The sequence below is a fragment of the Neptuniibacter sp. QD29_5 genome, assembly GCF_047778125.1.
Classification (GTDB): Bacteria; Pseudomonadota; Gammaproteobacteria; order Pseudomonadales; family Balneatricaceae; genus Neptuniibacter.
In genome coordinates this window covers 1,278,230-1,301,815 of record NZ_CP180556.1, presented here as the reverse complement: position 1 = coordinate 1,301,815, position 23,586 = coordinate 1,278,230, and the positions used below count along the sequence as shown (strand labels likewise).

The 23,586-nt window shown below is 44.1% G+C and carries 14 protein-coding genes; 7 read left to right on the top strand and 7 right to left on the bottom strand.

Annotation, left to right across the window (positions count from 1 at the left end):
- Nucleotides 1-120: 120 nt before the first annotated feature.
- A complete protein-coding gene (locus ACMXYR_RS05895) occupies nt 121-909 on the bottom strand; it encodes a TIGR00266 family protein (protein ID WP_415903267.1) in 789 nt (262 codons plus the stop codon).
- 476 nt (nt 910-1,385) lie between these two features.
- Between ACMXYR_RS05895 and putA the strand changes: the two genes are divergently transcribed.
- Entirely contained in the window at nt 1,386-4,502 is a 3,117-nt protein-coding gene (gene putA, locus ACMXYR_RS05890) for a bifunctional proline dehydrogenase/L-glutamate gamma-semialdehyde dehydrogenase PutA (protein WP_415903266.1), read from the top strand.
- A 424-nt stretch (nt 4,503-4,926) separates the two neighbouring features.
- Here putA and ppnN read toward each other — a convergent pair whose 3' ends face one another.
- Complete coding sequence (ppnN, locus tag ACMXYR_RS05885) at nt 4,927-6,321, bottom strand: nucleotide 5'-monophosphate nucleosidase PpnN (protein ID WP_415903265.1); 1,395 nt, start codon at nt 6,319-6,321, stop codon at nt 4,927-4,929.
- Nucleotides 6,322-6,616: 295 nt separating this feature from the next.
- Nucleotides 6,617-7,327, bottom strand: a complete 711-nt coding sequence (gene cobB / locus ACMXYR_RS05880) for a Sir2 family NAD+-dependent deacetylase (RefSeq protein WP_415903264.1) — start codon at nt 7,325-7,327, stop codon at nt 6,617-6,619.
- 402 nt (nt 7,328-7,729) lie between these two features.
- On the opposite strand from cobB, the gene ACMXYR_RS05875 reads away from it, so the two are divergent.
- The 3 genes from ACMXYR_RS05875 to ACMXYR_RS05865 all read left to right on the top strand — a co-directional run bounded on the left by ACMXYR_RS05875 (nt 7,730) and on the right by ACMXYR_RS05865 (nt 12,060).
- A complete protein-coding gene (locus tag ACMXYR_RS05875) occupies nt 7,730-9,124 on the top strand; it encodes a PhoH family protein (protein WP_415903263.1) in 1,395 nt (464 codons plus the stop codon).
- A gap of 264 nt (nt 9,125-9,388) precedes the next feature.
- Entirely contained in the window at nt 9,389-9,676 is a 288-nt protein-coding gene (gene yidD / locus ACMXYR_RS05870; RefSeq protein WP_415903262.1) for a membrane protein insertion efficiency factor YidD, read from the top strand.
- Between the two features lie 158 nt (nt 9,677-9,834).
- On the top strand, nt 9,835-12,060 hold the full coding sequence (locus ACMXYR_RS05865; RefSeq protein WP_415903261.1) for a hypothetical protein: 2,226 nt from the start codon (nt 9,835-9,837) through the stop codon (nt 12,058-12,060).
- A 65-nt stretch (nt 12,061-12,125) separates the two neighbouring features.
- Here the strand turns inward: ACMXYR_RS05865 and ACMXYR_RS05860 are convergent, their stop codons facing one another.
- Complete coding sequence (locus tag ACMXYR_RS05860) at nt 12,126-12,932, bottom strand: mechanosensitive ion channel family protein (protein WP_415903260.1); 807 nt, start codon at nt 12,930-12,932, stop codon at nt 12,126-12,128.
- Between the two features lie 223 nt (nt 12,933-13,155).
- On the opposite strand from ACMXYR_RS05860, the gene ACMXYR_RS05855 reads away from it, so the two are divergent.
- From ACMXYR_RS05855 to ACMXYR_RS05845, 3 genes are all read left to right on the top strand, one after another.
- Entirely contained in the window at nt 13,156-13,725 is a 570-nt protein-coding gene (locus ACMXYR_RS05855; protein ID WP_415903259.1) for a TIGR04211 family SH3 domain-containing protein, read from the top strand.
- A gap of 551 nt (nt 13,726-14,276) precedes the next feature.
- On the top strand, nt 14,277-14,519 hold the full coding sequence (locus tag ACMXYR_RS05850) for a GrxA family glutaredoxin (RefSeq protein ID WP_415903258.1): 243 nt from the start codon (nt 14,277-14,279) through the stop codon (nt 14,517-14,519).
- A 147-nt stretch (nt 14,520-14,666) separates the two neighbouring features.
- Nucleotides 14,667-14,807: a hypothetical protein gene (locus tag ACMXYR_RS05845; protein ID WP_415881707.1), complete on the top strand. Its 141-nt coding sequence runs from the start codon at nt 14,667-14,669 to the stop codon at nt 14,805-14,807.
- 64 nt (nt 14,808-14,871) lie between these two features.
- Here ACMXYR_RS05845 and recD read toward each other — a convergent pair whose 3' ends face one another.
- The 3 genes from recD to recC are packed head-to-tail and all read right to left on the bottom strand — an operon-like array spanning nt 14,872 to nt 23,495.
- Nucleotides 14,872-16,713: an exodeoxyribonuclease V subunit alpha gene (gene recD, locus ACMXYR_RS05840; RefSeq protein WP_415903257.1), complete on the bottom strand. Its 1,842-nt coding sequence runs from the start codon at nt 16,711-16,713 to the stop codon at nt 14,872-14,874.
- Complete coding sequence (gene recB, locus ACMXYR_RS05835; RefSeq protein ID WP_415903256.1) at nt 16,706-20,227, bottom strand: exodeoxyribonuclease V subunit beta; 3,522 nt, start codon at nt 20,225-20,227, stop codon at nt 16,706-16,708. The genes recD and recB overlap by 8 nt, the downstream gene beginning before the upstream one ends.
- Nucleotides 20,220-23,495, bottom strand: coding sequence for an exodeoxyribonuclease V subunit gamma (recC, locus tag ACMXYR_RS05830; RefSeq protein ID WP_415903255.1), 3,276 nt, complete (start codon nt 23,493-23,495; stop codon nt 20,220-20,222). The genes recB and recC overlap by 8 nt, the downstream gene beginning before the upstream one ends.
- Between the last annotated feature and the right edge of the window lie 91 nt (nt 23,496-23,586).

Here is a 23,586-nt window from a genome sequence, read left to right as displayed (position 1 = left end):
ACGACTTGAGATGGGTAAAAACGAGCCTCTAAATATACCCATTTTTACATCCATTGTCATAATCATTACAGGCGAAAGCCATAGATAATAAAGGGAATTATCCTATTGTGTAATAAGGCTTTAATCTCCGTCCAACATTCGACCAATACCACCTAAAACCGAACCTTCACCCTTATCACTACCACCAGATGATGGCGCTGATGCAATTAAGCGATCAGCAAGGCGTGAGAACGGTAAACTTTGAACCCAAACACTACCAGTGCCTTTAAGCGTTGCAAGCCAAAGGCCTTCCCCCCCAAAGATCATCGATTTCAACCCTTTGACCATCTCAATATCGTATTCAATCCCTTCAGTAAATCCGACAAGGCAGCCCGTATCGATCCTTAAAGTTTCATTGTTCAACTCTTTACGCACTACGGTGCCACCCGCCTGCACAAACGCCATACCGTCGCCTTCTAGCCTCTGCAAAATGAAACCTTCACCTCCGAAGAAACCGGCACCAATTTTCTTAGAAAATGCAATTTCCACTTTAGTGCCTAAGGCAGCGCACAGAAAAGCATCTTTCTGGCAAATAACTTTTTCACCATAATCAGCCAAATTTAGGGGCACGATGCTACCAGGATAAGGCGCAGCAAAAGCGACACGTCTTTTACCACTACCCTCATTACCGAAATGAGTCATAAAAACGGATTCACCCATAACCATGCGCTTACCCGCAGAGAAGAGCTTACCCATTAAACCTTGGTCAGGCTCTGATCCATCGCCCATTTTGGTTTCAAAATTGATCCCCTCTTCCATATAATTCATCATGCCGGCTTCGGCAATCACCTTTTCACCAGGGTCTAACTCCACCTCAACAATTTGAAGTGATTCACCAATAATTTCGTAATCAACCTCATGACAACGCATTGTTACATCCTTTTATCTAACTTATTTATGAGTAAGGGTGTCGTAGTTGCTTGTATGCCTAACGAAAACAGCACAACACCGTATGCTATAGATTGAATAGTAAACCAAGCATCGATTTCAAGAGACAGCGATAAAAGCAAAAGGCAATTTAACAAGAACAACTATGGCCTTGATGAGAGCGATAGCAAATAAGGCCGATAAAACTAACAGTAGAATATGAATTATTCCCATCTACCTACCTCCCTGACATAACCTTAAAGTAAGTAGCATAAAAATTATTAATGTACCTTTCATAGCCCAACTAATGCAGCTAGCCAACGAGATACAAAAGAACAAACTTCATGCAGAAAACAACCCCTAACCATTTGGTTTTCAAGTAATTACGGGACATTTGCCCAAATACTCATTTCTTTATTGATAATCCCGACACCTACGCTGATGATCAACTACACTGTCTTAAAAAACGGATTTATTAGATGCTATCAATAAGTGAGCTTTTATCTACAGAGTTATCTCCCGCCGACCAAAATTCATTATGGCGTACGATTACCGACTATTACTGTCATGATGAAAAGTCCCTGTGTGAGCAACTACTGGAAGTCTCACCCGATTCTTCTCAAGCTAAATCCAAAGCAACAGATTGGATCACTACCATTCGCGACTTGGATAATCCACTATTTTCTGTAAACACACTAATGTCGAAGTTCGGGTTAGAAAGTGACGAAGGTATTGCTCTACTAGCCCTTGCTGAAGCACTCTTACGAATACCTGATGCGGAGACTGCTCAAGCACTAATTTTCGACAAATTAGATTCACTAGCCCTCAAGCCTGAAAAACTCTTTCAAGACCATCCCACTTTCCTTGAAAACAGTACCTTTTGGGGCGTCGCGCTAAGCCAACAGCTTATAAGCCAAGAGCAGTCTGCAGGTAGTATTTTAAATAATGTATGGCAACGCTTAGGTAACTCTGTAGTGCACCAAGCTCTGGCCTATTCAGTCTCTCAAATAGGTAAGCAGTTCGTCTTTGCTGAAGATATTCACGTAGCTCTAGATCAACGCTGTGATTTTGATAACAACACTTTGTTCTCATTCGATATGCTAGGCGAAGCTGCTGTTTGTGATCAGGATGCACAAACCTATTTCGAGGCTTACCTCGATGCAATTCAGGCGACGGGTCAACAAAATCCCAAGGGCAACACCAGCATCTCCATAAAATTGTCAGCCTTACACCCTCGTCTCGAAAATAGTCATTTTGACCTATTACAAAAACAGTTGATGCATAGGTTATTCCAGCTCCTTGTGACCGCACGTAACCTTGATGTAGCAATAACAATCGATGCAGAGGAGTCTGAACGCCTAGAAATCACACTATTAATTTTCGAACAATTACTGCGAAGTGAACTGTGTCTTGGCTGGGGAAAATTAGGGTTGGCTGTTCAGGCCTATAGTAAACGCGCCCTTCCAACCTTGAGATGGCTGTCACTTATCGCTGCCGATTGTGAAACTCCAATCCCTATAAGATTAGTTAAGGGAGCTTATTGGGATAGCGAAATAAAACGCAGCCAGCAGAACGGGCTGAATAGCTATCCGGTTTTCACCCACAAATCCGTCACTGACCTTTCCTATCTAACCTGCGCCAAGTTCCTTTTATCTGAACAAGGGGGTTTATTAATCCCACAATTTGCTACACACAATGCATTAACTATTGCCCAGCTATTAAAAATCCCTACAGGTAAAGTTTTTGAATTTCAACGGTTACATGGAATGGCCGAGCCTCTCTATCAGAAAGCACAACATGAAATAGATCAAAATTGCAGAGTTTATGCGCCTGTTGGTGATCAGAATAATCTATTGCCCTATTTAGTTAGACGCCTACTCGAAAATGGCGCAAATTCTTCATTTGTATTCCAACTACATGACCCAAATGTAAGCATTGATGAGATAGTCGAGTCTCCTAGCGAAAAAATTCAGAGTACGTCTTACGAGCTGCCTTTACCAAATAAGATATTTGAACAACAAAGAGAAAACTCTGCTGGAGATCCTCTAGGTAGCTTAGATTGTTGGCAACAGTGGCGAAGCATTATTGAGTATTACGGACAAAAGAAATGGTATTGCCAACCGATCATCGCTGGTGAGGTTACGGATGGTCTTAATCTACAACCCGTCCATGCTAATTATCAATTAGACAAAATTGTTGGCTATCAAAGCACAGCAGATAAAACCCTGATAAAACAAGCCATCAGCATCGCCGAACAGTTTTTTCCAGAGTGGCGAGATCAGGATGTCTCCGTACGCAGCAAAATCCTACTTAATTACGCACGTTTGCTCGAACAGAACAAAGCTGAACTGGTGTCACTCTGCATTTTAGAAACAGGTAAAACACTAGAAGATGCTCTGGCAGAAGTAAGGGAGGCTATCGATTTTTGCTTTTACTACGCAGCGTTAGCTGACAAACAATTACAGCCAGAATCTCTACCCTCAATTACGGGTGAAGAAAACACGTTGCACTACCAAGGACACGGTGTCTTCCTTTGTATCAGCCCTTGGAATTTCCCACTAGCCATTTTCACAGGTCAAATTGCAGCTGCACTTGTTTGCGGTAACACAGTCCTTGCAAAACCATCATCAAACAGCGGATTAACTGCATTTAAGGCAACTGAATTATGGTACTCAGCAGGCTTACCTGAATATTGCTTACAACTGATACCTTATGCAGGAAGCGAGCACTCAGAAGCGCTACTAACTGATTCACGTATTGCCGGAGTGACTTTCACAGGATCAACTCTAGCCGCAAGTGCGATAAACAAACAATTAGCCAATCGCCATGATGGCTCGATTATTCCATTTGTTGCAGAAACAGGCGGTTTAAATGCGATGATTGTTGATAGTAGCGCGCTGGTAGAACAAGTAGTTCTCGATGCGATCCACTCAGCTTTTAACAGTGCAGGGCAAAGATGTTCAGCATTGCGCGTTCTGTATGTACAGGAAGATATAGCAGAGGTTATCGAAGATAAACTCATTGGAGCGATGCAAACCCTATCTATTGGCAACCCAGAACAGCTAGAAACAGACTTAGGTCCCGTTATAAATCAAGATGCCATGTGTACACTCTATGAACATATTGAGCGTTGCCGTTTACAAAATAAGGTTTTATTTGAACTGGATCTGTCGGACCAACACAACCAAGGCAGTTTTGTGCCGCCGACCCTGATCCGCCTGAACTCAATGGATGAACTGACCGGTGAAATTTTCGGTCCTATCCTACATATTATTCGCTATCAAAAGTCCAACTTGGAACGGGTTATTAACGACATAAATCGTAGCGGATTTGGCCTAACATTAGGCGTCCATTCTAGGAATGACCTATTCATAGAACAGATTACCTCCCAAGCCCTAGTAGGGAATATCTATATTAACCGGGATCAAATAGGCGCAGTAGTTGGCAGCCAACCCTTTGGCGGCATGGGACTATCTGGCACCGGTCCTAAAGCCGGTGGTCCCAACTACTTAAAACGTTTTGTACGTGAAAAAACCATTACCCGAAATACAACAGCTTCTGGGGGCAATAGAACGCTTTTAAGTAAAAAACTATGAAAAACCATTTAAAATCAATACGTAAGCAGTCCCTTCTTCTAAAGAAATGAATTTATTCGCAAAGATTGATGGATGCAGTTTATTTAATCGCCCCAGAGAACTCAGACATTATTTGGGTTAATAGGGCTAGTCATGAAGATCTACAGATGGAACAAAAGGTGTTTTTGTATTGATCTTTGCTAATACCTGCCTGAATGAAGCTGAATCTCTGGCAGAGAAGCTGAGACAATACTGTCGCAACAAGTCTTAAACTATGCAGAGCATGAGATAAAAATCACAGGCAGTATTGGTGTGGCGCCTTACCTAAAACATGGTTCGAATCAATGAGAGCAATTTTGGCAGCAGATTCGGCCCTTTACCAGGCTAAATCTAGGACTAGGAACCTCATCTGCTCACCGTAACCAGCAATATCCCTTAAAGAAACCTAAACCTCTTCTACTACCTCAGCATCATGCTTCAGGCGATAGCAAGGTTGGTATTCTTTATAGTTAATTTTCATTCGTCTCTGTTCTACAAAAGAACCTAATAACTTATCCATAGATGCCATAATGGCTGGTTCCCCACAGATCTCAAATGCACCAAACTCTTCAATCGCTCTGATACCCGGTTCTTTGACATTCCCCGCCACAATACCCGATAGGGCACAACGCAGATTTGCCGCTAACTCAAAGTCGGTTTGATCTTTTATTAACTTGAGGCTCGCCATATTTTCATGATTAGGCTCAAAAGGCTGTTGGAACGATTCCGGAATATGCATCTGCCAGTTGTAATGGAAAGACTCACTGGTCGCCTTACGATAGCGGGTTACCTGTTCTAATCCTTCACGCATCACTTCGGCTACTTCATGGGGGTCATCAACAATGATCTGATATTTGCTAGCAGCATCATCACCCAATGTAGAGCGGATAAAATTATCTACAGTTTCAAAATACTCTTCACTGCCTGAAGGTCCTGTTAACACAAGAGGGAACGGTAAGCTGTGATTTTTCTCATGAAGCAAAATGCCCAGGATATATAGAATCTCCTCCGCGGTACCTGCGCCGCCTGGGAAGACAACAATACCATGACCTAAGCGAACAAAAGCTTCTAAGCGCTTCTCAATATCCGGCATGATGATAAGTTCATTTACAATCGGATTTGGGCTTTCGGCAGCGATAATACCGGGCTCCGAAATACCAACATAGCGCCCCTCTGTTTGACGCTGTTTGGCATGGGAGATCGTCGCCCCTTTCATTGGCCCTTTCATCGCTCCCGGGCCACAGCCAGTACAAATATTAAGCCCACGTAGGCCCATCTCATAGCCTACTTTTTTGGTGTAATCATACTCAATTCTATTAATGGAATGACCACCCCAGCAGACAACAAGATCTGGTTTTACATGCGGACGAATCGCACCAGCATGGCGCAGAATATGAAAGACCATATTCGTGGTCGCTTCCGATTCAGTAAGGCCGGAGCAACGATGATCTAACTCTGTACCAACATAAAGTAAGTCACGCAAAACAGAGAAAAGGTGCTCGCGAATACCCGTGATAATCTCACCATTCACGAATGCCGTTGCGGGCGCATTCACCAATTCAAGCTGAACACTTCGATGCTTTTGACTGATTTTAATATCAAATTTTGCATACTTATCCAAAACCAGCTTAGTGCTATCTAATTCACTACCACTATTCAAAACCGCCAAAGAACACTGGCGAAATAGACGAAATAATCCCCCCTGACTGGCATCCTGCAACTGGTCCACTTCATAAGGTGAAAGGGAATTTAGGCTTTCTAAGGGGGTAATACTGGTCGTAACGTATTGCTCTGTCATCATAATGACCACCTCCATGGATCGAGCTAAAATTCCTGTTTAGCCGATCCAAAAATAACTTTTCGGCTGAACATCACTTTCGTTCTTCTTATTAAACGACGGCGACAATAGTCCTAGTCTTAAACATCTGCTGTTAAGATTTTGTGAATACACGAATTAAAAAAGAGACTGAAAAATTGGGGTAAGATTCACAAACAGCAAATTTTTAGACAGCCGACAACTCAGTGAAGTTCCTTAAGAAACTATAGACAGCATTTGGCAAAAATCAAAAAATTCACTTATAAATCAATCAAATATTTCAAAGCTGTTTGATAATATCTGCCACAAATTCTGGCACTACTTCACTTGCTGGGCCATAAATTCGGTGATCAAAAGCCGATTCTACTCTTGATGGTTCCAGGTTCAGCTCCACTGTCAGTGCCGAAGACCTTCCCGCCACTTCAACAAACCCCGCAGCGGGATAAACATGGCCTGAAGTACCAATCGATATAAAAAGATCACAGTCCTCTAGGGCAGAATAGATCTCATCCATATACATGGGCATTTCCCCAAACCAGACAATATCCGGTCTCAATGTGCCCGATAGATCACAACACTCGCAACGATCACTTGGTTCAGTTTGCCCCGTCTCTTTATACACCTGACCAGAATCACTACAACGCATCTTTAACAACTCACCATGCATATGTAACAAGTTCTGACTCCCCGCTCTCTCATGCAGGTTATCGATATTCTGTGTCACCAACATGAACTGACCGGGAAACTTATTCTCTAGCTCAGCTAAAGCGATATGAGCTGCATTGGGTTTAACTGGGCCCGAGAGCAATTGCTCCCGTCGTTGGTTATAAAAACGATGAACAAGCTGCGGATCACGCACAAAGGCTTCTGGGGTAGCAACATCCTCTACCTTATGGTCTTCCCACAAACCATCTTCCGCACGAAATGTCCGAATGCCCGATTCCGCGGATATTCCTGCGCCGGTTAATACCACAATAGAATTAATTGCCATCTTTAAAATCCTTCAAAGAAAATTTGTCACTTGTCATTCAACTGGAACCTATGTATTACTAAGCTATCTTACATAGTAATAGCTGTGCTAATTCATATTCAAATTTGTCTTAGCTTAGTATTCAGCAATTATCTGAGACTTCGTGGTGGATCATATTTCACAGTACGTCAGTTACAGAATAATCATTACGACTCCGAAACCTACAGAGTCTGTCTCTAGGTCAGCAGCCTACGCTGTTGTACTTGAAGTAGCTAAGCGCCTTCCAAGCTTTGCCCGCTATCGGTCACGATTTATCCAGTTTATTGATTCCCAAACATACTCAATCTTCGATCAGTTCAAACTTTCTAAGTTTTATAATTGCATTAGCTCACATCTTCCCTTCGGCTATATAAGGAACCGGCTATGACTGCCTCTAAACTCTATATACTCGACACCAACGTACTTCTTCATGATCCTAAGTGTCTGTATGAATTTAAAGAACAGGACATCACTATCCCGATGACTGTTTTAGAAGAGTTAGATGACATTAAGGACCGAAAGAAAAATGTATCTCAAGAAGCTAGGGCCGCCATACGTGCCATAGACGACATTCTTAGTTATGCTGATGACGCTGCAACGATCACCAAAGGGGTTGATATATTTATCCCTATTACCGCTGTAAACAGTGAAAAGAAATTAGGCCAACTCAGTATCTTTCCCGATCATGAGTTAACTGCTCGCCAAGGCTTTTTGCCGCAAAACTCCAATAAAGATAATCAGATCATAAACTGCGCGCTTCATCTTCAGGCAACCAATCCTCACCGCGATATTATCTTAGTTACCAAAGATATTAATATGCGTCTCAAAGCCTTAGGTGCAGGGCTAAAACGGGTCGAAGATTATCGTACCGATCAACTGGTTTCAGACATTGAGCTTCTACCTGCCGGCCATAGCAATATGGAAGGCAATTTCTGGGAGCGCGTCGACGATATTAAAAGTTACCAAGAGGGCAGCCATACTTACCATCAATTTTCCCAATCCGTTCTACCCGACACTTACCCTTGCGAATATATCTACGATGATTCTGAGGAGTTTGCCGCGCGCGTATCCTCAGTACGCGATGGTCAAATTACATTGAGGGACTTAGGTGTCGATCGCTTAATGCAGCAGAACTGCTGGGGCATTGAACCGATTAACGTATTCCAAGCGTTTGCAATGGATGCCGTGCTTGATCCAGATCTGGATCTCGTCATTCTTAATGGTGCTGCAGGTTCTGGTAAAACATTGATAGCTCTAGCCTGCGCTTTAGAGATGGTGATTGAGCAGCAGCGCTACAACAAAATCATTGTGACTCGTTCTACTCCACCCGTTGCCGAAGATATCGGCTTCTTGCCTGGTACAGAAGAGGAGAAAATGACGCCTTGGCTAAGTGCGATTCAAGATAACTTGGAAGCGATGCATGAGCACGATGAGCGCCCTCAGAGCAGCGTAAAATACGCGATAGAGAAAGCGAACATTCAATTTAAATCGCTTAACTTTATCCGAGGCAGAAGCATTCAAGATGCGATCGTACTCTTAGATGAAGCACAAAACCTCACGCCATCTCAGCTAAAAACCATAGTGACCCGTTGTGGTAAAGGCTCGAAGATCATCTGTTTAGGTAACCTCGCACAGATTGACTCGAATTATCTAACACCGCTCACTTCCGGCTTAACCTATCTAGTCGAACGCTTTAAAGATTACGAAGGGGCTGCGAATGTCCATCTAGAAGGTATATTCCGCTCAAGACTAGCTGAATATGCAGAAGAGCACCTCTAATTCGATCATCTAACTGGCTATTTAAGCCTTTCCACACCTCTCATTGATGTGGGAAGGCTTAAAAACAAGACAAGAACTACTGTTTAACTTTTAATCTACATTAGAATCTTTATAATTGGCTCTCTGTGATTTTTAACCTCTTTTCATTTTTTAGTGGTGCTAAAGATCACATATTGTTTTAATCCTCCCCGGATATATAACCGGGTAAGCCCTTTCTTACCCGGTATTTTTTTCATAAAAGCTGTTCATAAAACGTATCGCCTAATGCTTTCCTTCTTAAAGCGCTGCCTTAGCTCACTACTAATTGGATTGGTAAATATCTACCGATACCTTATCAGCCCTGTTATCGGCCCTCGTTGTCGTTTTCATCCAACCTGCTCAAGCTACATGATTGAGGCGATTAAACTCCACGGGCCTTTTAAAGGCGTATGGCTAGGATTGAAACGACTTAGCAAATGCCACCCGTACAACGACGGTGGTTATGACCCTGTACCTATGCCTAAAAACTGCTGCGACTATCACTCCGAGCAAGATTCATCCTCCGGCAAATAACAGTTTTTTCTTATAAACCTAAACCACAGCCCTATATTTTATTGTTGAATTAGAGCTTTTTGATTAGGTATCAGTAAGTTATTTCCTTTGACACCTTTCAGCGAAGCATCTATAGGGTTTAAGATAAGAATCTAACCCCTAGGAATAAGCTGGATATTATGTTCACACCGCTGTCAGTTATTCTGTACGTTACCGTTTACATGGGCATCCTATTTGCTATCGCGCAGCTGGTAGAAAAGAGGATTAAAAATAAGGGTGAGCAGAGTGCAGGAAATCCCTGGATTTATGCCCTCTCGCTAGCGGTTTACCATACCTCTTGGACCTTCTATGGCAGCGTTGGATTTGCTTCGAATTCGGGGCTTCTCTTTTTCAGTATCTACGGAGGAGCATTAATTGGTATCTGTTTCTGGTGGTATTCGCTCAGACGGATGGTGCAAGCTAAAGAAACCTTCCGCATAACCAGTATTGCCGACTTTATCTCCACCCGTTATAACCGCTCTCAGAAAATCGCAGCCCTCGTTACTATCATCGCTTTAATCGGCATAGTCCCTTATATATCCCTACAGCTAAAAGCGATCATCAGCTCTTTCTCAATCATCACCGACACCCCACAAACAGGCTCTGCATTTGATCTATCGGGCTGGATGGTGACTATCTTTATGATCTGCTTCACCATTATCTTTGGGGTCAGACGTCTAGATCCAACTGAGCGCCACCAAGGTATGATCGCAGCGCTGGTAGCAGAATGTATCGTTAAAATTATTGCCTTTATCGCCGTTGGTTTCTTTGTAACTTACACACTGTTTGATGGCTTTGGCGATATCTACAGTCGTATACAAACCGCTGGTTTAGAACATCTAGTTAGCATGAACCACGGTGAAAACAGCGGTGTAATGTGGATCACTCTTCTGATCTTAAGCTTCGCTGCGATTCATACGCTACCGCGCCAATTCCACGTTTCAGTGGTTGAGAACTCCAACAAAAACCACATTAAGACCGCTATGTGGCTCTTCCCTGCTTATATGATAGGTATCAACATCTTTGTTGTACCTATCGCAGCAGCTGGATTATTAATGGGGATGCCCGCCGAAAACGCGGACTTTTTCGTATTACTTCTGCCACAACAAGCTGGTAGTGAAAGCCTGACTATCTTGGCCTTTATTGGTGGTTTCTCTGCAGCTACAGGTATGATCATCATCACAACGATGACCCTCTCGACCATGGCATCCAATCATCTTATTTTGCCGACATTAGAGAGAATCCCTGCGTTACAACCATTACGTAGCTACCTTCTTCAGCTTCGCTGGGCAATGGTGTCTTTGATTCTTCTAGGCAGCCTTTGGTTTGCTAAAGAGTTTGCGGATTCTTACATTCTTGCAGCTATCGGTCTGCTCTCTTTCGTGGCAGTTCTGCAGTTTGCGCCAGCTCTGTTTGGCGGCATGTTCTGGAAGAAAGGTAATAGCCTTGGTGCCTTCTTAGGACTTCTGACTGGTTTTATTATCTGGACTTACTGCCTGCTTATTCCAACCTTCATCAAACATGGCTGGTTTACAGAGGCACTGTTAGTTCAAGGCCCCTGGAATATTACAGCCCTGCGCCCAGAAGCATTGTTTGGTTTAGACGGGCTGCACCCTGTGAGCCATGCGGTGTTCTGGTCACTTATTTTTAATATTGGCAGCTACATTATTGGCTCAATTATCTTTAGCCCTAATAAAAGCGAAAGAAATCTAACCACTGAATTTATCAGTGCGATGAACTCCTCCCATTCGCGTCGTGCAAGACCAACAGGATTAGATTCTTATATCTCGCTTCAACCTAAACTTGAAGAGGCGCACAGTCTACTTTCAAACTACCTCCATGAAGATAAGGCCGAGAAAGAAGTTCGTACCATAGCTGAAGATCTACAGGTTATTGATAAGCTGCAGATTACCATTATTGAACTGGTAGAATTCCATCGAATGGTTGAGCACGTCCTAGCTGGTTCGATCGGTGCAGCCAGTGCCCATAAAGCGATTGAGAATACGATCCGCTATAACAGTCGCGAAGAAGCTGACCTTAAAGCACTCTATAGCCATATAGTCACTGAGCTACAATCCACCGAGAAAGAGAACGCTGCAGGTAGCGACGATAGTCAGTCTGGCTATGGCTTAATCGAAGACCTACAAACCCAGATTGATGACTTAGAAGATCAGCTCGCAACGCAGCAAAAAACGATTAGTAACATGGAAGTTAAGCTAGAAGCGCGTTATGAAGAGATCTTTAAATATCGACTCGAAGCGCAAAAATCTAAGCAGGATAATGCGCAATTAAGGAATGAACTTAAGAAGATTCTGCGAGATCGATCAGACGGTGGCTACTCTTCAGAAGCTGAGCATTCCGAGTAACGCTATAAACCAGACAAAAAAAGAGCCTGGTAAATCAGGCTCTTTTTTTAGAAGTACAAAGCAGCTTACGTTTGCTCTTCTTTATGAAGATGGACATCCATCTGAGGGAAAGGAATACTGATACCTTCCTCGTCAAAACGCAATTTAACAGTTTCAGTTGTATCCCATAGCACTGCCCAGTAATCAGCAGAGTTAACCCAAGGACGAACAACAAAGTTTACGCTACTGTCAGCTAGTTCAGATACAGCAACAACTGGCGCAGGATCTTTCAAAATACGCTCATCTGCAGCAATGATATCATTCAGAATCTCTTTTGCTTTACGCAGGTCATCGTCGTAACCAATACCAAATACCATATCTACACGGCGCGTATCACGAGCTGAGTAGTTTGTGATTACACCGCTGTAAATGGAACCATTCGGAATAATTACTTCACGGTTATCGCCAGTACGCATGATTGTGTTGAAAATCTGGATATGCTCAACAACACCTGCAACACCCGCCGCTTCTACGAAGTCGCCTTCACGGAATGGCTTAAAGATGACAAGCATTACCCCCGCTGCAAAGTTCTTCAGTGAATCCTGTAAAGATAGACCGATCGCTAAACCAGCAGCACCCAACAATGCAATAAGCGATGTTGTATCGACACCTATCTGGTTTAGAGAGGCAACAATTACGAATAGTAGTAACGCTACACTCGCAATTGAGGAGATAAAGTTTACCAACATATCTTCAACTTTGGCTTTACGTAGTACACGCTCAAGCAGTTTGATTACCTGCTTTACGACCCAACGACCAATGAAGAAGATAGCCAGTGCAAGCGCAATATCCACAATCCATGGAAATACGTAAGCATCAAAGAAGTTATCCATTAAGGTTCCCCTGAGAAAGATCTTAAAAAAAGTGAACGAATTTAATCAAAACAAATCTGAACAACAGCCAAACAGGCTGCTGAGGCTGTCTCGCTTCCGGACATTCTGCACTATTTATTCTAATTTAGAAAAATGAAATCAGAATAACCCTAAAAACAACCTGTTAAGCAATCAGTTTAATCCGTACAATATGCCAAATTCTAGCGTTCGAACAAATGTATCAATGAAAAAGTTATTACTGACTTCTCTCTTACTATTTTCTGTATCTGCTCAAGCGGAAAAAGGCCATATTGCAGACGATGCAATGGTCTACGTGCATAACGGCCCAAGTAATGAGTATCGAATCATTACCCGTATTAAAAGTGGATCCGCGGTAAATATCCTTAAGCGGGACCCAAAAACTAAATACGTCCAGATTCGTATGCCTCAAGGCCGTATTGGCTGGGTAGAGCCTTCTGCAGTAGATCGAGGCGATAGTATGTCAGTGCGCTTGCCTAAGCTTCAAAGCAGCTTAGAAAAAAGCCAAACAACTGTAACAGAGCAAGCTCAACAGATTGAAACTCTTCAACAAGAGTCTGATGCGCTAAAGAAAGATAATCAAACGTTGAACGCAGAGGTTGAACAACTAAAAGCATCGATAAAAGATTTGAACTTTAAGATCGAATCAAGCGATGAAAGTAATCTGATGCGCTGGTTTACACACGGAGGCCTAGTTGCTCTAGGTGGTGTATTTCTCGGTTTGATCCTTCCTTACTTCCCTAAGCGTAAAAAGCGTAAGGATGAATGGTTCTAATCACGAAACCTTAAAATACAAAAACCGGAGTTTGAGCTCCGGTTTTTTATTGTTAAAAATAGGACTTTGATCAATAAAAAATCTAAATTATTTCGTCTTTTCTATTGACATCAATTACAGCCCTGTAACTTTAAACGCAATAGCTGATTGGCCACTCAAAAACAACTTTTCCTATAGAAATCCGACTAAAAATCCTTTTAAATCATATAGATAAACAATTGGTTATTTTTTAAACAATCCGTTAATCGCAAGGTTTTATCTACCTTTAACGAAGTTCGATAAGAGTTGTTTACAAGGTTATCCACAAAGATTGGGGACAAACCGCCTATCCCCCGAAATCACGCCTTTTCAGCTATATTTGTGCGGCGCACAATAGTATTCACAACACATATTAACGATCTTCAAGCCCTACAAAAAGCCATACCTTTGCTCATATAGCTCTTTTTAAGATGTTCCATAAAAAGAACCAATCGAATGGATAAACAGATCCAATTGGGATCAATCAGCCGCCTCTGTTTCAATTAACACATCACTTAAACGGAGGAAGACAGATGAAACGTATTATTATTTTTGGTCGTGAAGGTTGTGGGTTTTGTTCCCGCGCAAAACAGATTTGTGAAATTAAACAGCTTGATTTCCGTTATATCGATATACATCAGGAAGGCATCAGCAAAGCAGATCTAGAACAAACAGTGGGCAAACCAGTGACTACCGTGCCTCAAGTATTCTGCGGCCAAGAACATATTGGCGGTTTCACTGAGCTAGAAGCTTATTTAAACGCGCAGGGGGTTTAAATTACTCCCTGATGCCCATATAACTGTTTAGGTATTAGGACAACGGCTAAGATTTTTTCCATATTAGCCGCTAAATAATGATAAGCCTGTTTATTGAGTTATACTGCTAGACAGTTGTACTGGTCTTTCACCAGTTAGGAGTGAGTTATGATGACATTTGCTACATTGGTTGCCATCGCAGCAGGCGTAGTTTTCTTGTATTCCTTAGGAAACAGCACGCCACGTGTACAACCGATTCGTATTGAGAATGAGCAACACCCACAGCATCCAGCGCGTCGTCGCCGTTAATCCATTACCGCTGTGATATAGATAAGAGCCTGACTTGGGTACATCACCTGATCAGGCTTTATTTTTATCTACCGCCCCATAACCTCACAGCTAAACCACCCGATCTTTCCGTTTTCCGCTGTGTAGAAGCAAATAAGGCCGCTTTAGTCGCATATAGGTGCAAGGTTTTACGTGCTCGGGTAATCCCCGTATACAAAAGCTCTCGCGTCAGCAAAGGACTGTCGTCCGGCGGTAAAATAAACGCAACGGTATCAAACTCTGAGCCTTGGCTTTTATGTACTGTCATCGCAAACACAGTTTGATGTTCAGGCAAGCGACTCGGTAGCACACTACGTAGCTCGCCATCCAATTCAAACCACACTTTTAGCTTTCCGCTATCATCGGCAAGTACAATCCCGATATCACCATTAAACAATTTCAGTGCAGGATCATTGCGGGTGATCATAATCGGTCGGCCAGCAAACCAGGTATCAGAGCCTTTAATATAGCCCCGGCTTCGTAGCTCTTGCTGAATACGCTCATTCAGACCAGCTACGCCATAGACTCCTTCACGACGCGCGCACAGCAGCTGAAATTCACCTAAACGATCCAATAAGTATTTGGGTGAAGCCTCAGGATTCACATGACTAAACAGTTCACTGTAAAAAGAAACAACCTGATTGATCATCTCTTCGTAACTGTCACGAGTTAGGTAATGATTATTGATATCTTCAAAACCCTTAGCCATCACCCGCTTAACATGCTCAACAGTGCCCGAATTAACCGCTTTCGCCATATAGCCGATGCCACTTTTATCATCAAAGCGATAGCTTTTACGTAGAAGCGCCAAACAATCTGAAAAAGATTGAACTGAGCCGGACGATTGGGCCTGAGGAAATGCACCTAACTGGGTTAATACCTGTTGTTGATTAGTACTGTAATCCAATTCTCCCGGCCAACTACAGATATCGCCTAAGACATTCCCCGCTTCTACCGACGCTAGCTGATCTCTATCTCCCAGTAGAATTAGTCGTGCATGCTCAGGCAGCGCATCCAATAGACGCGCCATCATCGGTAGATCAACCATCGATGCCTCATCCAACACCAACAGGTCTAAGTGCAGCGGATTATCCCCGTGGTGACGAAAACCTATCTGATTCGGAATCACACCCAATAAACGATGAAGTGTGCTGGCTTCCGAAGGCACGAGTGCAGCAAGTTCGGCGGGTAATGCTAATTTCTGCTTCGCAGAGTTTATCGATTCAGCCAGACGCGCTGCGGCCTTACCCGTAGGTGCAGCTAAGCGGATATTGATATCTACGCCTTTAGCCTGCATCTGCTGAATATACAGAACCAACAGTTTAATAACCGTTGTGGTTTTACCTGTTCCCGGACCACCACTAATTACTGAGAAACGTTTTTGAATCGCGACCGCTGTCGCTACCTTCTGCCAGTCTACCTCTTCGTTTTGTTTTGGGAAAAGTTGCGCAAGATGATCACCCAACAAAGGCAGATCCACATCAACTGGTACAGTACGTTTGCTCAACTGCTTAGCGACTTGGATCTCATATTGCCAATATCGATGAAGATAGAAACGCCCCTGATCTAAAACCAGAAGCGCACTTTCTAGCGATCCATTAGTCCCCACCATCAACAGACGAGCATCAGGCTTTAGGGCCTTCCAATCGACAGGTTCGACTAGAGCCACTATCTCATCCGACCAATAGCCTTTTGGTGAAATCAACCTATCTAAAGGCAGACACACGTTACCCGAGGCCAACTCAAAGCTAACCAAAGCAGCAAGTAGCGGTAATGCTGAATCATCAGGCTTTTTCTCAGCAACGAACGCTGCAAGTTGATAATCGACAGAACGAATGATCCCTTCTTGTGACCACTGTTTCAGCTGGGGTAGGTATGCATTAGACATCAACCACCTCCCCGGCAAACATAAGGTCCAACTTTTCAATCAACTCAATATCCGGTTTATCATGGAACACCCCATTGGTGCTTTCACCGTCCATCCCACGAAGGAATAAGTAATAAACACCGCCAAAATGCCGCTCATAATCGTAATCTGGAATACGTTGCTTAAGTAATCGATGCACCGCGAGCGTGTACAGCAGATATTGCAGGTCATAGCGATGATCAATCATCGATTCTTTTATCGCCTCTTGGGTATAACTGGAAGCCTCGTAACCTAAGTGGTTAGATTTGTAATCCAAGACATAGTACTTCTCGCCATCGCGGAAGAGCAGATCAATAAAGCCTTTTAGCAGGCCTCTTAAAGGCTCAAAAGAGAGCGGTTTAGCCTTAGCCGCTAGAGGATCGTATCGACGAATCAGAGACTCTAAACGCCCTACCGTGATATGTTCTGCGCTGAGCATAAACTCCATCTCCACCAGCCGGTCTTCATCGTTGATCTGGTTTAAGCGCAGCCCTTGCCCATTAAGATCCGTTGCAAGAACGTCTTCTATCAGCTTTTCGATCACACACTGCCAACGCTCTTCGTAGCCAGCGACTTGCAGCTGATCGTGAAGTTGAGTTCGATACTCATCCGATTCCAGCATGACCTGCTGATATCGCGCGAAGCTGATCTCTTCAAAGACGCTATGCAGGAAGGTGCCGGCATTCGCTCCTCTTGGGAAAGTAAAGATATTGTCTTCGTCAGGTATGACTTCTTCGACCTGTTCCTGCCCTTCCGCAGCCACTTCCAGATCAAGCCCTGGAAGTTCAGGTATATGACTAGCCTGATGTGTACTCAGCGCAGAGTAACTACTGACACGCCAATCGCGGTCGATTTTTCGCTGAAAATTTCGTGCTTCTAGCTGCGCCGTTTGCTCTTCCTCAACCGCAAATAGATCTTTCTGAGAGCCATAATTTGGCGGCGTCAAGACTTGAATAGCAGCAGGCTGCTCGAGTGTTTGTAAGGCTTCATCCAACTCTATCCCCGATTGCAGAAGAAGAAACCCTAAAGCGCTATCGATCAATCGGGACTTTTTACTATTACCGATCTTGATATGACTGATACCGATATAGCAGCTATAAACTGCACGGGTAAGCGCTACATAGAGTAGACGTAGCTCCTCAGCTAATCGTTCTTTATCCGCTTCTTTCAGCGCTTCCGGTTCAGCCTTAAGATCTAAAACAGCTTCGCCTGATTCATCATGATAAAAAGCACTTTTCTGTTCTTTAAAACGGCAAGCAAAAGGCAAGAAGACGACTGGATATTCCAAACCCTTAGATTTATGCACGGTCACAATGGTTACCAGATTTCGCTCACTTTCTAAGCGTAAAATCTGCTCGTCACCACCGCCAGAAGGCTGTGAAATCTGCTCGTTAAACCAACGGATCAATCCAGCGACACCTTCTCTTTCAGCGCTCGCTTGTTGCAGAAGTTCTGCCAGATGCAGCATGTTAGTTAAGCGACGCTCTCCGGATACCTGCTCAAGCGTCATTGCAGCTAGATTACGTTGATGAATCAGTCGGCTTAACATCGGCAACACACCTAAGCGCAGCCATATTTCACGATAATCACTAAATTCAGTGATCACCTTCTCCCAACCTAATTCATCATGATTCAGCCGATCAAGATCATGCATATCGAGCTGCATAAACTCTGTTGCTAAAGCAGCTTTCAGCGCCCGATCATTCAGCGGATTTTCAATGGCTGTTAACAGCAAAGAGAGTTCAATAGCTTCTTGAGATTTGAAAACTGAATCTTTGTTACTCAAATAAACACAAGGGTGTTCATAAACGGCCAATGCTCGACGGATCTCTTCCGCTTCAAAACGATCTCGAACCAGCACTGCGATATCAGAGCCTTGTAATTTTCGATCTCCAATCAGCGTATTACCAGACAATAAACGGTCGATTTCAGAAGCCGTAGCTTGAGCATAAGTCGCTAAATACTGTGCATTATTCAGCGGCTCATCACTTTCTTGATGCCATAAGGTTAAAGCGGGAGGCTCGACGTTTTGAATCTTTAAGCGTTTACCAGCTTTATCCGCTGCTTTAACGGGTATAAATGGAATATCTTCATCGTAGATAAAAGCAGAATCAGCCGATTGGAAAAGATGGTTTACCCCTTCAACCATTGACGTGGTCGAACGCCAGTTAGTCTCTAAGGTAAAGGTCTGCGGTACTTGGCGACGGGCCTGAATATAAGTAAAGATGTCGGCACCACGAAAGGCATAGATCGCCTGTTTCGGGTCACCAATCATGATCAAGGCATGTCGATTTACATCTTTGTACAGCGTTGAAAAGATGCCGTACTGCAGTGGGTCAGTATCTTGGAACTCATCAATCATTGCGACCGGAAACTGATCACAAATAGCACCGGCTAAGCTTTCACCGCTGTTGCTATACAACGCTTGATGAAGGTCGATCAGCAAGTCATCAAAGGTTTGCACTTGATACTGTTTTTTAGCTCGGGCTAAACGCTGTCGAACCTCTTTTAATGCACGACTCAGCAGTATCTCTTTAACCGGAACTGCCCCCTCTAACAGAGTTTCTAACTGCTCAAACAGATAATGCTGAGGGAATTCAGCACCTTCTGGCGTTTTCTCTTGCAACACTGAAGAGGTGAATTTCTGTAGCGTTGTAACCAGCTTTTTATTCGGCTCCAGTTGTTCTGATGCCGCATAATCATCGATCTGGGCAATCCATTTCGGTAGATTTGCTTTGGTATAACTGCGCTTGTTTACCCCTGAGCTTTGAACCAGCGTAACCAGATCATCTTCATTTTGTAGCCATGCTTGCTTGAACTCATTCAGCGCTTCTAACCTTGCATCATAAGCCTCTGCTAGATCTTGATCAGATAAATCTGGCGTTACCCGAACACTGCGGCTTAACAAACCACGTATTTCCATCATCAGTGATTCGGGGCTCGACCAATACCGCATTACCAAACTACTGAGCGGGCCTGATAATGGATAGATGGTATTGCGCCAGAAATCGATCGCCGCGCTTCGAATCAAGCTCTGATCGTCTTGGGTTAGTTCACTCTCAAATAACGAACCGCTTTCAAACGCATGTTGTTTAAGCATCCGTTGACAGAAACCATGGATGGTAAAGATTGCAGCTTCATCCATCTGCCGAATTGCTTGTTCTAGCAGTTTGATCGCCTGTTCATGATCTGCTGTATTTTGCTTTAGCTGATCTAAAAACGGATCACTGACATCTGGTAACAAAAAAGCATTTCGCGCATCGACTATTCGACTGCGGATACGATCTCGCAGCTCCTCTGTCGCGGCCTCGGTAAAGGTCACAACCAAGATCTGATCAGGTCCTAATGGTTTATCACTGATATCCCCTTGGCCTAACAACAAACGCAGATACAAAGCGGTAATCGTGTAGGTCTTACCGGTACCAGCGCTGGCTTCTATGAGCTGCTGCCCTTTCAGAGGAAAAGTAAACGGTTCTAGCGGAAGTACACTAGTCATCTTTCCCCTCCTCTACATAGGCTAGCAGCGGCTCGTACACTGCTTCTGCTAAAGGAATAAATTGTTCGGTGTATTGATTAAAATCGGGGAATGCCCGACGCGCATAAGGGTCGTCTAAAACCCCAATGCTGAAACTATCGCCGTAAAAGCGTTTTTCTAAGCTTTGCAAAGCCTTATCAGGATCTTTGGCCCGTTGCGCAAAATAATCATGAGCCAATGAAGCATCAAACGCTTGCGGCATCGTCATCCCCTGCTGATAAAACGCCACCAGCTCGGTTAACAATCGACGCGCTTCTGTAGATTCAACTTGACGATAGAACGCCTTACCAGACAAACCGCGGTAGATCGTGTTTTTGCGAGCGTTTAATGCACACAGAACTAGATGCTCGACCCAGGTAGATAAGCGATCCCGCGCATTTACTTGCGCTGGTCTATAGCGCAACAGGTGATCTGGATAGCAATGGTCAATCCAGCCTTGTAAACGCACACCGTCCAGATCCAAATTCACTTCAACTCGCTCAGGGGTACCTTCGCATAAAGGCCTTATTTTCTCGACAAGTTCTTCGCTGTCATGACGTATTTTCTGCAGTGTTAACTCGCCCGCCTGAGCGACCGGTAGAATACCCTCGGCCAATACCGTTTGATCCAATTGATCTAACGATTGCTCTGCTAACGCCGTATCCAGATAACGCTGCTTGATCAGATAAGATTCCAAGTTATCCAGCGCGAACGGCTCTTCGTCCTGCGCTTCGATCTCGCTCTGACTGAAATACACTTTCAACCGCTGATTAAAGAAGCTGCGGCACGGGCTCTTCAAAAAGCGAATTAGATCGGAGAGTTCTAATTCGGCTAGCGTTTCGTTTTCCAACGGCTGATTGATAAATTTCAGCAGAGGCTTAGTATCAGCCCCAGCAGCGGGTAACCATTGAGCAGCATAACTAAACAACTGCGAGTGCTCCGCAAAGTACTGAGGGCTAAAAGCAACTAACGGATGCTGCTGGATCAACGACTGCCGCAGCTTTTTCCCACTATCGGTATACGGCAGGCTGGCATCGGCAGCATAGGTATAACCCTGTTCGATGTAATCGAGTAGTTCACTGACCAAAACCGAAGGTATTTTAGGGTTGTTATCGCGAATAGAGCGCCCAACAAAACTGATATAAAGCTGCTCTTGGGCAGATAACATCGCTTCTAGGAATAGATAACGGTCATCATCTCTACGGGAACGATCACCTCTGCGCGGATAGTCGGTCATCAAATCAAAACCTACCGGAGGAATACTCCGCGGGTACGCGCCATCATTCATGCCAAGCAAGCAAACCACTTTAAAAGGGATCGAACGCATCGGCATCAAGGTACAGAAGTTAACCGCACCAATCATAAAGCGTTGGGATGAGCGTTGCTGGTTCATCCCGTTCAACAGATAATCGGTGATCACTAAAGAGGATAACGGCTGATTAAATTCAGCATCTGATAGCTGTTCTTGCAGATTTTGTAACGTCTGGCGAATAGAGTTCAAAGCGATCTCATCTTGCTCATCGGCAAGATAAAACGCTTCCAACAACTGGTTAATGACCGCAACCCATTCATCTAAACAGAGCGACTGGCTGAAGTAGGTTTTCGCTTCTTCCAACAGATCAATAAAATCAGCAAGTTTGCCAAGTAATTCAGCTTCAAGCCCCTCCACTTCAGTGTAGGGCGCTATCTCTTGCCAATACGCCGTTTGTTCACCTAATGCATAACCCGCGAGCATACGGCGCAAACCAAAGCGCCAACTGTTCTGTTCAAATAGCGGTAGCTCCCAAACACTGCGTTGTTCAGCATCCAGTCCCCAGCGGATATTGACTTGATCAACCCAGTAACGAAGACGTAGGAAGCTATCATCATCCAAACCAAATCGACGCAAGATCGCGGGTACTTCCAGTAACTCTAAAACATCAGATACGGTAAAACGGCTGCTATTTAGCTTGAGTACTTTCTCAAAGCTAAGTAACAGAGGGTTTTCCTGACGATTACTTCGATCCGATATAGAAAATGGGATATAACGCTCAGAAGGTGCATTGGAGAACACCGCTTCGATATAAGGCGCGTAAGCTGCCACATCCGGCATCATCACAATAATATCGCGAGGTTTGAGCTCAGGGTCTTCCTCAAATTTTGCTAACAGCTGATCATGTAAAACCTCGACTTCACGCAGCGGGCTATGACAGCTATGCAACACTATCGAGCGGTCTTGCTCATCAACGCTATGTTTTGTTTCGCTATGACTTGGATCTTCAGGAAATGAGGTCGGGTTATCTAAATCCAAAATATCCTGCTGGATGCTATTCAATAAACAGTGTCTTTCCGGTTCAGCAAAAACATCGATCTCTTCAACCGCGTTATCTTGCAGCTGATAGATATAATCTCGCCCCAGCTTGCCCATAGACGCCAAAAGCGGGTTTCCTTGGGCATACTCGCTCATCTCTAGCTCGGGCTTGCCAAACCAGCGACGGTTAACTCGCGCGATCTGAGCAGCATCTAGAATATCTCCCCAGTAGTAGCGACAAGGGTTCATAATCATCAGATGCACATCAACTTGCTCACCTAAGGCTTGTAGCGCCTGGATATAATTTTGCGGCAGCGCTGAAATACCAAAGACAAACAGGCGTGGCGGTAACTGCTTCAGGTTAGGGCATTGACGAAGCAGTTTTACAAAATCGCCAAACATATTGGCCCTATGCCAATGGGATTGCTCTAACGAAAGAGTGTAATCGGTTAATGATCGCCATAGGACAGGCTGCCAGCTGTGACGGGCAGCAGCCAGATTTCCACCTTGCTCCCAATCAGCGATCCAATCGGGGCGATAAACCAAATATTGGTCGAAGATATCAGCAATTTTATTGCACAACTGATAGAGGCGGTAATCCTCTTCATCGTCTGCCAAATAGGTTTGCAGCGGGTGGAATTCCGATTGTGTCAGCAGATCTGGTAACACCAACATCAACTTCCAAGCCATGGCTTCCTTGGTAAAGGCAGAGCGCTCAGGAACATCATCTAAAACATTAGAGAAGCTTTTCCATAGAAACGATGCAGGCAAGGGAAAATCAATGGATGCAGCGATCCCTGACGCCTGAGCCAACTCAAGTTTGAGCCACTGCGCCATACCTGGGCTTTGTACCAGAATTTGCTCTGAGATGAAGGGGTCCGCGATCGGGTCGCGTCGAATTAATTCAACTAAGAGATCCTTAAGGACCAATATCGAGTTGGAGTGATAAACCTGAAACATCCGTGCCCTGATGCAGTAAAAATTGCTCACCAACGAGGGTTGGTAAATAGAGCTATCTACTTTACTGAACTGGACTTTTAATGTCAGTTAC